This window comes from Marivita sp., from assembly GCF_017643905.1.
Taxonomy (GTDB): Bacteria; Pseudomonadota; Alphaproteobacteria; order Rhodobacterales; family Rhodobacteraceae; genus Marivita.
Map to the genome: position 1 here is coordinate 1 of NZ_JAEPMO010000123.1, position 12756 is coordinate 12756.

Below are 12756 nucleotides of genomic sequence, written 5' to 3' on the forward strand. Positions count from 1 at the left end.
AAAGCGAAGAAGACCAGGTCGCGGAAAAGCTCCCCCGGCAAGACCACGCCGGAAGATCAGGGCAACCTTTTCTGACGTCCGACGCCGAGTTCGTAAAAATTTATCCAGTTCCCGAAACACCATCTTAAGTTGCATCGCCTATCGCGCAAACAGCGCACGGTCGCTGGCAACGTGGCGCAGGATGATCCTTTCGCCTGCGGCGGCAAAAAGTACGTCATGTTCGCCAACGATGTCGCCACCCCGAATGGCGCTGAAGCCGATATCGCCCCGCTTGCGCGCCCCGGTCATACCATCCCGCCCGCGGTCGGACACATCGCGCAGATCAACGCCGCGTCCTTCGGCTGCCGCTTCGCCCAGCATCAGAGCGGTGCCGGAAGGCGCATCGACCTTCTGGTTGTGGTGATATTCGATCACCTCGATGTCGTAGTCCTCGTCCAGCGCCGCAGCGACCTTGCGCGTCAACACGGTGAGCAGGTTGACGCCAAGGCTCATGTTGCCCGCGCGCACAACAACCGCATGACGCGCGGCGGCCTTGATCTTGGTCAGATCGTCATCCGACAGCCCGGTGGTTCCGATCACATGCACCGCACGCGCCTGCGCCGCCAATTCGGCAAAGGCCACTGTCGCTGCTGGCGCCGTAAAGTCGATCACTGCCTGCGCTCGGGCAAAACAATCGAGAGGATCATCCGTAACCATCACACCCATGGCAGCGCCACCCATCGCGGTCCCCACGTCCTTGCCAAGCCAATCATGACCTGCGCGTTCTATCGCCCCGGCAAGGTGCATCCGGGGATGTTTGGCGATCTCGGTGACAAGCATCTGCCCCATGCGCCCGGACACTCCGGTCACGACGACCCCGATTTCTTCGCTCATGATATTCTCCGCAAGTGGATTTCCGCCTCAATAGCGGTTGACCCTCTGCTTGGCAAAGGCCGCCAGACCGCTTATGTGCCGGATATGGCAAAAAACCGAACTCACATCTCTGAGGGACCCAGCCAGCGTCAGCTGCGTGTGGGTGAATTGATCCGGCGCACATTGTCCGATGTGCTTGCACGCGGAGATATTCACGATCCCGACCTGAACCGCTACTCCATCACCGTGGGCGAGGTGCGCACGTCGCCTGATCTGCGTGTGGCAACGGCCTATGTGGTGCCGCTGGGTGGCAAGGGTCAGGACGACATTCTGGAGCTTCTGAACCGCAATCGCGGCGAATTGCGCCGCGCGGTTTCAAAGAACCTCACGCTGAAATTCTCGCCCGAGCTGCGGTTCAAACTGGATGATACGTTTGATCGACTGGACGACACCCGCCGCATGTTCGAGCAGGATAATGTGCGTCGTGACATCGAAAGCTAAGACCACGCTTGCGGCCTGTGGTCTTTTTGCCCTGTCTGGTTTGGCCGTACAGGCGGACGTCACCTGCGCGGAACGCGTGTTTGACGGGCTGAGGTACACCGCTTGCGAAGTTGATCCGCGCGTCGATGACCTTCGGCTGTTCCTCAACGCCCCGTCGGGTGAGAAATACGGACAATTTTCGACAATCGACGGTGCATTAGCCGAGCAAGGCAAGACGCTGACCTTCGGCATGAACGCCGGAATGTATCACGACGACCGCTCTCCCGTTGGGCATTATGTCGAGGACGGTACCGAAATCATGCGGGTGATCCCCAATGCGGGACCGGGCAATTTCGGGTTGCTGCCCAATGGCATCTTCTGCATCGGCGATGGACGCGCTGATGTGATCGAAACCCTCGCCTACGAGGCGGAGCGCCCGAATTGCCGCTATGCTACGCAGTCGGGCCCGATGCTCGTCATAGACGGCGACCTGCACCCAAGGTTCCTTGAAGACAGCGACTCGCGCTATATCCGCAATGGGGTGGGCACCTCCGAAGATGGCACTCGGGTTGTTTTTGTCATTTCCGATCAGTCGGTTACGTTTCACGAATTTGGCCGCATCTTCCGCGATGACCTTGACCTGCCAAACGCGCTGTTCCTTGATGGCAGCGTGTCGCGTCTGCATGCCCCGCAACTGAACCGGTCGGATTTCGGGCGCTGGCTTGGGCCGATTGTGGGCGTGGTGGCTCCGCTTGACCGTTAGCAGGGTTGCGGTGGTACGCGGGCCGCTCTACCTCTCTGCGGCACGACACTTGGTATCGGAGACCCCATGACCAACTCGCTTGATGACCTGACGCACAGCCTGTTGCAGCGCGCCAAAGAGGCCGGGGCCGATGCCGCTGATGTTCTGGCCGTCCGGGGCAATTCGATCTCTATCGACGTGCGCTGTGGCGTTCTGGAACAGGCGGAACGGTCTGAGTCCACGGATATCGGGCTTCGGGTTCTTGTCGGTCAACGGGTGGCCAATGTGTCGTCCTCGGATGTGCGGGCGGACAGTCTTGCGATGATGGCAGAGCGCGCCGTGGCCATGGCGCGGGAAGCGCCGGAAGACCCCTATGTGGGGTTGGCGGACGCAGATCAGTTGGCGGATAACCGGGCATCCGATTGGCTTGAATTGTACGATCCAACACCTGAACCGTCCCCAGCCGAACTGGAACAGGACGCGCGCGATGCAGAGGCTGCGGCGTTGGCGGTGGACGGCATAACGCAGGTCTCCTCTTCCTCGGCGGACTATGGGTCGCAAGAAGTCTATCTTGCTGCAAGCAATGGATTTTCCGGCGGCTATCAGCGCTCATCGCGGTCCACATCCTGCGTTGCGATCGCTGGTACGGGAACCGGGATGGAGCGGGATTACGACGGGGATCAGCGGATTTTCCAAAGCGATCTGAGGTCACCTGCCGAGATCGGCAAGACCGCAGCCGAGCGGACGTTGGAACGGATGAACCCGCGCAAGCCCAAAACGGGGGCGTATCCGGTGCTGTTCGATGAACGGATTTCCTCTTCGTTGATCGGGCATCTGCTGATGGCGATCAACGGCGCCGCGATTGCGCGACGGTCGTCCTGGGCCTTGGATCTGATGGGAAAAGAGATTCTGCCAAAAGGACTTAGCCTGACGGAAGACCCCCATCGCGTTCGGGTCGGCGGATCACGGCCGTTCGATGCTGAAGGACTGGCGACACAGAAACGGGACATCGTGAAGGATGGCGTTCTGACCACGTGGACACTGGATCTGGCAACAGCGCGGAAACTGGGCTTGGAGTCCACCGCGAACGCGTCGCGCGGCACAACCGGAGGTCCATCGCCCAGCGTATCGAATGTTGCGCTTTCTCAAGGGGTTAAAGACCGTGCGGGGCTCATTGCAGATATGGGAACGGGGCTTGTGGTGACCTCGATGATCGGGTCGACCATCAACCCGAACACCGGGGATTATTCGCGTGGCGCTGCAGGATTCTGGGTGGAGAACGGTGAGGTCGCCTATCCGGTCAGCGGCGTGACGATCGCGGGGAACCTGATCGAGATGCTCAGGACTGTGACGCCCGCCAACGATGCCCGCCCGTGGCTGAGCCGGGTGGTGCCGTCCTTGCTGGTGGAAGGTCTGACGCTTGCCGGAGAGTGACCTTGACCTTCTGATCGACGCTGCGCGCCAAGCGGGCGAGATCGCCCTTTACCACAAGGCTAAGGGATTGGAAGTTCAGCATAAAGCGGACGATGCCGGGCCCGTGACGCAGGCCGATTTCGCCGTCGACAAGGCCCTGCTTGAGGCGTTGACAGCGGCGCGGCCCGACTATGGCTGGCTGAGCGAAGAGACCCACGACACGCCAGATCGATTGGGCAAGGAACGGGTGTTTATTGTTGATCCGATTGATGGGACGCGGAGTTTCGTCAATGGCGAAACAACCTGGGCGCATTCGCTGGCGGTCGTCGATCAGGGTCTCGTCACGCAGGGTGTGGTTTACCTTCCGGAAATGGATTTGCTGTATTCCGCTTCCAGAGCGCAGGGTGCGTTCTGCAACGGAGAACGGCTAAGTGTTTCTGATATCAGTGATATTCACGCTGCTCGCATTCTGGCGACCAAGCCGAACATGGACCCGCAGCACTGGCGTCAGGACGTTCCCGGCTTTACCCGGTCGCATCGTCCCTCACTCGCCTATCGCCTGTGTCTGGTGGCACAAGGGCGGTATGATGCGATGTTGACGTTTCGGCCAAGCTGGGAATGGGACATTGCGGCAGGGGCGCTGATCCTGTCCGAAGCCGGGGCGACTGTGACGGATCGCAAAGGTGATTTTCTGCGCTTTAACAACGCGATACCGCAAACCGCAGGTGTCATTGGCGCGGGTGCGGAATTGCACGGGCAGATCGCGGAGCAGCTTGTCTACACCAGCTGAGAAAAGCGCTCCGTACGGTTCACGGGTATCTGTCGTACGGTTCGATTGGGGTGAGGCGTGGCTGGACCACTGGATTTGGTGTTTCGTGGACCTCGCAGGCCGCAGCGAACCGTATGCGGACGGAACCGTACGGAAAGTGCCCATGAACCTTACGGTTCATCCGTGCGGTTGGACAATTTGAAATGTTGGTGTTCGCGTCGCCGTCGAAAGTTCCCAGGTGTCCAAGTCGTGGCCGAAGCTGAGGGCTCGGATCGGAACGGCAGGACGGAGCGACAGGACGGATTTGGAGCGAGCAGCCCAATGGTCGGTTACCCGAAGATTAACCCCGGTACGAGAGGCAGGTCACAGAACCTCGATCACATCTTTGTCGATGGCGAGCATGTACCCGCGACGGGCGATGTTCTTGATGAGCAATTCGCTGACCAACTGGTTGCCCAAGCCGTCCCGCAAGCGCTTGATACGGGTGGCTCCAGCAGCCTCGTCACAATCGACCTCGGACCGGCCCGAGATGATCGCTTCGATCTGCGCGCCAGACAGCAATTCGTCATCCAGCCGCGCCTCGGCGAGAATCGAGATGGTTTCGATCATCGCGTCGGTCAGCTTGAACCCCATTGTGTTCAGATAAACGGTGTTTTCCTCGCGGCTGATGATGAGCGAATTGACCTGAATGCCCGACCGTTCGATCTGCGCCATGCGGCGATTGAGGAGGACAAGCATCACCAAAAACACGAGGGCCGCGATCAGCATGGCTGTGGCGAACACGAGCAGCACGAAGATGGTCGTGCGGTATCCCGCCAGCGTGTCGGAAAAAGCTGTGCCGGACTGGGCGAGGATTTCGAGCAGCTTGACCTCGGCCTGAGATGTGAGGTCGTCGTTTTCGATAAAGATTTGTTCCACGCGGGAATTGAACGCATTGGCGTCGGGAAGCGTCAGCACAAGAAACACGCCCGCCACCACAAGGAGCGCGACGATCACGCTGATGCCGATGGCCACGAGGCGGGTGCCCGAGCGGCGCGCGTCAGTAGCGGAGGTAATTTGGTCCGGCACTGTCTTTCCTTTCCGCCAACCCGGTTTCATCAAACACAGACACCACATTGAGCAGCGTCCAGCCCGCCTGCGCAAGTCGGGTCTGCAATTGCTCCTGCGCGGAGTCGGGGGTGCAGGGTTCGGTGATCTCGGCCACACCGTAGTGCAGCCGGAGGGGTGCATCCTGTTTCGCCTTGTAATCGGCATAACACGCGGCCTGTGCGGCGGCGGGCATGCAAAGCGCGGCGAGGAGCAGAAGGGGAAGCGTGTGTTTCATGGCGTCACCCTGCGACCAAGACCGGCGAAATTCAATAACGACCGCGCGGTTATCGGATAGCCGAGGAGCGATATTGCCTGACTTCGGAGGGCCGTCCGAGATGGGTGACAGAGGCAGCAGGCCCACACAAGGGCCCTGCCCCAGACCACGCCACCTCCGGCTTAACCGACAGGGAAAGGAACCCGCACCATGTCACGCAAATTCATCGCAGCCGTTCTGGCCATTTCGACAACAATCGCCGCCGTGTCTGCCGTGCCGGCCCGCGCCGCCTCGGAAGAGGACATTGCCAAGTTGCTAGCCGGTGCCGCCACGATCTTCATCATCGGCAAGGCGATCCAGAATTCCCGCGACGACGACCGCAAGGACAAGTCCGTCAAAGACGTTCGCCACTATACGCCAGACCACCGCCCTCATGTGTCGAACCCGCCGGTCTATTCCAATGACAGGCCATTTCCGAAAGTGGTGCCGCGCGATGTGAAGAAGCGGTATGACGATGTGCTTCCCGCGAGCTGCGTCCGGCAGATCGAAGGCGGGCATGTGCGCCGGGTGGTGATGAGCCGCTGCCTTGAGCGCAACAATGTCAGCACGCGGTCCCTGCCAAAGGCGTGCCGGATGACTGTCGAAACCCGTCGTGGCGAAACCACGGCTTATGCGCTGCCCTGTCTGCGGCACCGTGGATACACACTGACGCGGTACTGAAACGCGTCGGATCGGCGGGAACTGTGGTCCTTGGTTCCCGCACCTGGCACGCATGGCGACCCCACGCCGTGCGTGCTTTTTCGGTTGCAGGACGGTCTGCCGTGATTGTGATGACTGCTCAATGGAACTCGTTTGCAGGGTGAGTCGTTGATCTGTTATGCGTGGGTGAGGCAAAAAACGAGGTTTAGGGCACATGAGCCGACTGAAACGCACGATGTTGTGCGCCGTGTTGGCGGGCGCTCCGGGTTTCGGCGCGGCCCAAAACCTGGATCTTAACATTCCGGGCGGCAGCGATGACCTGCGCAGCGAGCTGAAAGATGCGATGTCGCTGTTCGCTTTGGTGGATGCCGACGAAGCCACGCCCCAGGCTTTGGTCGCAGCGGCGCAGGCGGATTACGGACGGATCGTCGCCGCGCTTTACGCCGGTGGGCGCTTCTCTCCGGTGGTGTCGATCCGGATCGACGGGCGCGAGGCATCGGACATATCACCTTTCGAAGCGCCGGGTTCCATCGACACAATCGTGATTGACGTCGAGCCCGGGCCCCGGTTTCGTTTTGGCCGCGCAGAGATCGCCCCGTTGGCCGAAGGAACGGAGCTGCCGCCGGAGTTCAGGGCCGGAGAGCGCGCGGGCACGGCTGCGATCCGGGACGCGGTCAGCGCCGGTGTGACCGGCTGGCGCAATGTCGGCCACGCCAAAGCGCGGCTGGCCGAACAGCAGATCGTTGCAGATCACCCGAACCGCGAACTGGATGCACAGTTGCGTGTTGCGCCGGGGCCGCAATTGCGGTTCGGCGATATTGAAGTGACCGGCAATGACAGGGTGCGCCGCACGCGCATCCGCGAGATTGCAGGGTTGCCGCAGGGCGAAGTGTTCGATCCACAGGAGATTGCCGACGCAGAGCGCCGTTTGCGCCAGACCGGTGTGTTCAGCTCGGTTGCTGTGTCCGAGGCAGAAACGCCAAACACGGACGGGACGCTGGATCTTGCGGTGCAGGTCGCCGAGCAGAAGCCCCGGCGGTTCGGCTTTGGTGCGGAAGTGTCGACGCAGGAGGGCGGCAAGCTCAGCGCGTTGTGGCTGCATCGCAACCTGTTTCAGGGCGCGGAACGGCTGCGCATCGAAGGGGAGGTGTCGGGGATCGGCACCGATGCCGACGAAATGGATTATGCGCTGACGCTGACCTATGGGCGGCCTGCCACGTTTACGCCGGACACCGAATTTTACCTGACTGCCGGGATCGAGCGGTTGAACGAACCGGGCTTCACAAGCAACCAGGCGGGTCTGATCGCGGGGTTGTCGCATCGGTTCTCGGACCAACTGACCGCCTCGTTCGGATTGGGCTACAGATACCTCGATACCGAAGACGCCTTTGGCGACCGGGAATTCCAGTTGTTGCTTGCCACTTTTGGCGCGACCTATGACACGCGGAACGACGCGTTGAACCCCAGCAGCGGGTTCTATCTGGCTGCGACAGGTACGCCGTTTCTTGGACTGGACGAGACCGAAAGCGGGCTGCGGTTTACCTCGGACGCACGGGCCTATTTCGGACTTGGCGCGGATGATCGGTTCGTGTTGGCGGGCCGGGCGCAGATTGGATCGGTTTGGGGGCCGAGCCTTGAGGATACGGTGCCGGATTACCTGTTCTACTCGGGTGGCGGAGGCACGGTGCGCGGGGTGCCCTATCAATCGCTGGGCGTGACGCTGCCGAATGATGAGTTCACCGGGGGTCAAAGCTTTGCCGCCATCTCTGCCGAATTGCGCGCCATGGTGCGCGACAATATCGGGCTGGTCGGGTTTTACGACGCGGGCATGATCACCGAAGACAGCGGCTTTGCCGGAGATAGCGATTGGCATGCGGGGGCTGGCATAGGCCTGCGCTACAACACGGGGATCGGTCCTATTCGCGTGGATATCGCGACACCGGTGACCGGGGACGGTGCAGGCAAGGATTACGAGATCTACATCGGCATTGGTCAGGCGTTCTGATATGCGTTTTTTCGCGACCCTCCTCGTGTTTCTGTTCTGGCCGCTGGTCAGCTTTGCACAGAACAGCGATGACGATCCCGGTTATTTGGCCGGGCTGTTGCAGGACGCGCTGTCGGGGGCGGGACGAGATGTGCGCATCCGGGGATTTGAGGGCGCGTTGTCGAGCGAGGCGACGATTGCGTCGCTGGTGATCGCGGACGATCAGGGCGAGTGGTTCCGGGCCGAAAACATCGTGCTGGACTGGCGGCGGGCCGCGTTGCTGCGAGGCATTGTGGATGTCACGTCATTTACCGCTCAGAGTGTCGTCGTGTCGCGTGCGCCGGATGCCGGGGAGGAATTACCCAGCGCCGAGGCGGAACCGTTCCGTATTCCGGATTTGCCGGTCGAAGTGCGGATCGCGCGGTTCGAGGTGGGATCTTTGCAACTGGGTGCGCCGCTTTTGGGAGAGGCGGCTGAATTCACGATCACCGGGGCGGCCGAGCTGGCCGATGGTGGGGCGGATTTTGATCTCAACCTGGAACGCGTCGATGGCAAGCAGTCGCAGATTGCGCTGGCGGCGAGCTATGATCCGTCGTCGCGGCAACTGGCCGTTGATCTGACTGCCGAAGAGGCGGCGGGCGGGCTTGCCGCCACGCTGCTGGGCATTCCGGGTGCGCCATCGGTGGCGTTGACGGTTCAGGGCGAGGGGTTGGTTGACGATTTTGCCGCCGATATTGCGCTGGCGACAGACGGTCAGCCGCGGATCACCGGGAGAGTGGAAATCCTAGCGCCGGAAGAAACGGGCACGTTGGATGTGGTGGTCGACATTGGAGGGGATCCGACACCGCTGCTTACCGAGGAAACCCGCGCATTCTTTGGCACCGATATCGGCTTGCAGGCGCGGGTGATGCGGGACGCGTCGGGCCGGACGGATCTGCCGGAATTTGCGCTGACGGCGGATGCGCTGTCCTTGACCGGGAGCGCCGTGATTTCCGCGAGCGGATGGCTTGAAGCGCTGGATGCGGAGGGGCGGATCGCCAATCCGAACGGCGGGCCTGTGGTTCTGCCGTTTGGCGGGGGCGACACGCGGGTTGGGTCGGTCACTTTTGATGCGGCGCTGGATGGCGATCTGACCTTCGATGCACGGCTTGAGGCTTTTGAAAGCCCGGATGCAACACTGGACACGGTCACGATCACCGGGCGCGGGCAGATCGACCGGCAAAGCTTTGCGCAGCAGGGCGGGGAGTTCGGTCTGGACCTGACCTTTATCGCCGACACACTGACGCTGACCGATCCGGCTTTGGCCGAGGCGGTGGGCACCGACCTGACCGGGGGTGCGCGCGTGGACTACCGCAGCGGTCAGCCTGTGCGGTTGACCGGGCTTGAGGTCAACGGTGAAAATTACGGGCTGAACGGAACCGCAAGCTGGAGTTTCAGCGAGGTGATGCCGTTGAGCCTTGATATGCGGTTGGTGGCCGAGAATATCACGCGGTTCTCCGCCTTGGCCGGGCGAGATCTGGCGGGGCGTGTCGAAGTGGCTGTCGACGGTCGGGTCGGGCCGATTTCCGGCATCTTCGACTTGGCGGTCGATGGCACAACGCTTGATCTGTCCGTCGGTGAGGACATGGTGGACCGGCTTTTGGCCGGGGTTGGATCGGTTCGGGTCGACGCGCGGCGGGATGAAACCGGCACGACACTTCGGTCGGTGCGAGTGGTGAAGCCGGCGATCGATTTCGAGGCGAACGGCAAGATCACCAGCCAGGATACCTCGATGCGGTTTGACGGCACGCTGCGCAATCTGGACCGGGTTTATCCCGGCGAAGCCGCGGGATCGGCCAAGCTGAACGGGCGGGTCATCCTTGCCGGAACAACCCTGCGCAATCTGGAGGTGACGGCGGATCTGTCGAACCAGAGTGCCGCGGTGCGGCTGCCGTTTGCGGGTGGGCTGACGTTGGAGTCGGGGACGGTTGATCTGGCGGCAACCGGCGGGCCGAATGGCCGATGGACAGCGGATGTTGCGGTGCGCGATCTGGATACGCCGCAAGGGTCGGCAGACGCGCTGGCACTGACCGGCGAAGGCGCGATCAGACAGACGGAGTCCGGTGGTCTGGTGTCCGCCGGGGGTGATTTGCGGCTGGCGGGCACAGCGCTGCAATTGAGCGATGCGCGGTTTGCGCAGGCAGTGGGGCGCACCCCGACCGTGACAACCCGGCTTGAGTGGGAACAGGCGACCGAGCGCCTGACGGTGCAGGCGTTCAGCCTGAGCACCGGGGCGATTGATGCCACCGGATCGGCGATGGTGACCCAGACGCTGAGCGCGCCAAATGCACAGTTTGCCGTATCATTGCTCGCGGACAGTCTTGCGCCGCTGTCGGGGCTTGCCGGGCAATCCCTGCGCGGGCGGGCGACGATTGACGTGACCGGCACCTATGCAGATGGCGGCGCGTATGATGTGACCGCGCGCGGCGAAGGGGCTGGGCTGGGCATCGGAAACGATATCGTGGATCGCCTTCTGGCTGGCGTGACACGGTTCGAGGTTGGCGCGACGGGCGCGAATGGCGCCTTACAACAGGTGTCGGCGGATGTGCAGAACCCCGAGATCAACGCGCGGGTCAGCGGGCCCTTGAGCGGTTTGCAGATCGACGCGCGGCTGGCGAATGTCGGGCTGATCGCGCCGGATTTTCAGGGTGCGCTGGTGGTTGACGGGACCGTTGGCCAGCAAAATGGCGGGTATCTCGTGGATGTCGATCTGGCTGGTCCGGGGGGCACCACATTGGCCGTTGATGGGCGTGTAGGTTCGGCCAATCAGGCCAATCTGAGCATTGCGGGTTCTGCGCCACTGGGCCTTGCCAATGTGTTTATCGCGCCAAGACGTCTGAACGGACGTGCCGATCTGAATTTGCAGATGTCCGGCCCACTGGCCCTGTCCAGCTTGTCGGGCACGATCACACCCGCAGACGCGGAATTCAGCGCGCCAACGCTGGGGATCGTGCTGTCGCCGATCACGGGGCAGATCCAGCTTGGGAATGGCGCGGCGCAATTGGGGCTGACAGGGCAGGGCAACCATGGTGGATCGGTGGACGTCGCGGGACGGCTGGGGTTGAGCACGTTCGATGCGGCCATCACCGCGACGCTCAACCGGTTTGGCATCCGCGACCCCGATCTTTACGACACGAGCATCGATGGTACCGTTTCTCTGAACGGACCGATTGGGCGGAACCTTCTGGTGAGCGGCGATCTGCGGCTGAACGAGACCGAAATCCAGGTGCCTTCGACCGGTGTGTCGGCGCTGTCTGACATACCGCCCATCGAGCATCTGGGGGCGACACGCCCGGTGATGCGGACGCTGGACCGGGCCGGGATCTCATTGGCGCAGGAGACAGCCACCGCCGAGCAGCGAGGACCGTCGAGCACGCGGCTGGACCTGACGCTGACCGCACCGGGACAGGTGTTCGTGCGCGGACGCGGGCTAGATGCGGAATTGGCGGGGCAATTGCGGCTGACCGGGCCGACATCGGACATCATTCCGCAAGGCGGGTTCGAATTGGTGCGCGGGCGGCTGGATATTCTGAACCAGCGGTTCACACTTGACGAAGGCCGCATTCAATTGAGCGGCAGTTTCAACCCGGTTCTGCGCTTTGTTGCGGCGACAAACGCAAACGGGATCACCGTGCGAGTCATTCTGGACGGGCCTGCGTCGTCGCCGGACATCTCGTTCTCGTCGACACCGGAACTGCCGGAAGACGAAGTGCTGGCGCAGCTTTTGTTTGGGCGCAATCTGTCGAACCTGTCGGCTTTGCAGGCTCTGGAACTGGCCAATGCGGTTGCCACCTTGGCGGGGCGTCGCGGGATCGGCATCCTGTCGAGGCTGCGGGACGGATTCGGGCTGGACGATCTGGATGTCAGCCAGACCGAGGATGGCGGAACCGCGGTGCGGGCTGGCAAATACATTTCCGACAATGTCTATTCCGACGTGGTTGTGGAAAGCGGTGGACGGGCCGAGATCAATCTGAACCTTGATGTGACATCCGACATCACCGCACGCGGAAGCGTGGACAATACCGGGAATTCGTCGCTCGGGATCTTCTTTGAACGGGATTACTGAGCCGGGCTGACACCGTCCTGAAGGCAACGCACGAAAGGCCTTGCAGACTCGGATCACACTCCGTATATGCAGCTCAACAGCGGCGTGTTGACGAAAGTCGGCACCCACCGAATTCTTCAACGGGCCGCGCGCCCGTTTTTTTGTGTCTGGAGACCTACGAGACAATGTCTGACCTGATCGCCAAAGCCGCGATGGACCGACGTCTGGCCGAGATCGTTTCCCCTGTCATCGAGGACATGGGGTTCGAACTGGTGCGCATCCGTTTGATGAGCGGCAAGTCGCCCACGTTGCAAATCATGGCCGAGCGCCCCGAAGGCGGAATTGAAGTCGACGAATGCGCCGCCATCAGCACCGCTGTGAGCGCGACGCTGGATGTCGAAGACCCGATCCTTGACACCTACACGCGGGA

The 12756-nt window shown here is 61.9% G+C and carries 10 protein-coding genes and 1 pseudogene; 8 read left to right on the forward strand and 3 right to left on the reverse strand.

The window, feature by feature from the left end; translation table 11 throughout:
- Positions 1–138 precede the first annotated feature (138 nt).
- A complete protein-coding gene (gene dapB / locus JJ869_RS17465; protein WP_292269000.1) occupies positions 139–873 on the reverse strand; it encodes a 4-hydroxy-tetrahydrodipicolinate reductase in 735 nt (244 codons plus the stop codon).
- Between the two features lie 84 nt (positions 874–957).
- Here dapB and rbfA point away from each other — a divergent pair, with 84 nt between their 5' ends.
- From rbfA to JJ869_RS17485, 4 genes are all read left to right on the forward strand, one after another.
- A complete protein-coding gene (gene rbfA / locus JJ869_RS17470) occupies positions 958–1353 on the forward strand; it encodes a 30S ribosome-binding factor RbfA (protein ID WP_292269002.1) in 396 nt (131 codons plus the stop codon).
- Positions 1354–1393: 40 nt separating this feature from the next.
- Positions 1394–2095, forward strand: a complete 702-nt coding sequence (locus tag JJ869_RS17475; RefSeq protein WP_292269015.1) for a phosphodiester glycosidase family protein — start codon at positions 1394–1396, stop codon at positions 2093–2095.
- 66 nt (positions 2096–2161) lie between these two features.
- Entirely contained in the window at positions 2162–3508 is a 1347-nt protein-coding gene (locus JJ869_RS17480) for a TldD/PmbA family protein (RefSeq protein WP_292269004.1), read from the forward strand.
- Positions 3495–4277, forward strand: a complete 783-nt coding sequence (locus JJ869_RS17485) for a 3'(2'),5'-bisphosphate nucleotidase CysQ (RefSeq protein WP_292269006.1) — start codon at positions 3495–3497, stop codon at positions 4275–4277. Before JJ869_RS17480 ends, JJ869_RS17485 begins: the two co-directional genes overlap by 14 nt.
- Before the next feature lie 342 nt (positions 4278–4619).
- Here the strand turns inward: JJ869_RS17485 and JJ869_RS17490 are convergent, their stop codons facing one another.
- Together JJ869_RS17490 and JJ869_RS17495 are read right to left on the reverse strand one after the other, a co-directional pair.
- Positions 4620–5324 (reverse strand): hypothetical protein, encoded by a 705-nt coding sequence (locus tag JJ869_RS17490; RefSeq protein WP_292269009.1) that lies wholly within the window; start codon positions 5322–5324, stop codon positions 4620–4622.
- Entirely contained in the window at positions 5296–5580 is a 285-nt protein-coding gene (locus JJ869_RS17495; protein WP_292269010.1) for a hypothetical protein, read from the reverse strand. Before JJ869_RS17495 ends, JJ869_RS17490 begins: the two co-directional genes overlap by 29 nt.
- Before the next feature lie 189 nt (positions 5581–5769).
- On the opposite strand from JJ869_RS17495, the gene JJ869_RS17500 reads away from it, so the two are divergent.
- From JJ869_RS17500 to JJ869_RS17515, 4 genes and pseudogenes are all read left to right on the forward strand, one after another.
- Positions 5770–6279 (forward strand): hypothetical protein, encoded by a 510-nt coding sequence (locus JJ869_RS17500; RefSeq protein WP_292269011.1) that lies wholly within the window; start codon positions 5770–5772, stop codon positions 6277–6279.
- A 193-nt stretch (positions 6280–6472) separates the two neighbouring features.
- Positions 6473–8263 (forward strand): autotransporter assembly complex family protein, encoded by a 1791-nt coding sequence (locus tag JJ869_RS17505; RefSeq protein ID WP_292269012.1) that lies wholly within the window; start codon positions 6473–6475, stop codon positions 8261–8263.
- Between the two features lies 1 nt (position 8264).
- Positions 8265–12347 carry a translocation/assembly module TamB domain-containing protein gene (locus JJ869_RS17510; protein ID WP_292269014.1) on the forward strand — a complete coding sequence of 1361 codons (4083 nt, stop codon included), beginning with the start codon at positions 8265–8267 and terminating at the stop codon, positions 12345–12347.
- A gap of 164 nt (positions 12348–12511) precedes the next feature.
- A pseudogene (locus JJ869_RS17515) lies at positions 12512–12756 on the forward strand (ribosome maturation factor RimP); the annotation flags it as partial.

Coding starts and splice junctions, on each gene's coding strand:
- dapB (WP_292269000.1), bottom strand. CDS start 873: ATGAGCGAAGAAATCGGGGTCGTCGTGACCGGAGTGTCCGGGCGCATG.
- JJ869_RS17500 (WP_292269011.1), top strand. CDS start 5,770: ATGTCACGCAAATTCATCGCAGCCGTTCTGGCCATTTCGACAACAATC.
- JJ869_RS17480 (WP_292269004.1), top strand. CDS start 2,162: ATGACCAACTCGCTTGATGACCTGACGCACAGCCTGTTGCAGCGCGCC.
- JJ869_RS17495 (WP_292269010.1), bottom strand. CDS start 5,580: ATGAAACACACGCTTCCCCTTCTGCTCCTCGCCGCGCTTTGCATGCCC.
- JJ869_RS17505 (WP_292269012.1), top strand. CDS start 6,473: ATGAGCCGACTGAAACGCACGATGTTGTGCGCCGTGTTGGCGGGCGCT.
- JJ869_RS17510 (WP_292269014.1), top strand. CDS start 8,265: ATGCGTTTTTTCGCGACCCTCCTCGTGTTTCTGTTCTGGCCGCTGGTC.
- rbfA (WP_292269002.1), top strand. CDS start 958: ATGGCAAAAAACCGAACTCACATCTCTGAGGGACCCAGCCAGCGTCAG.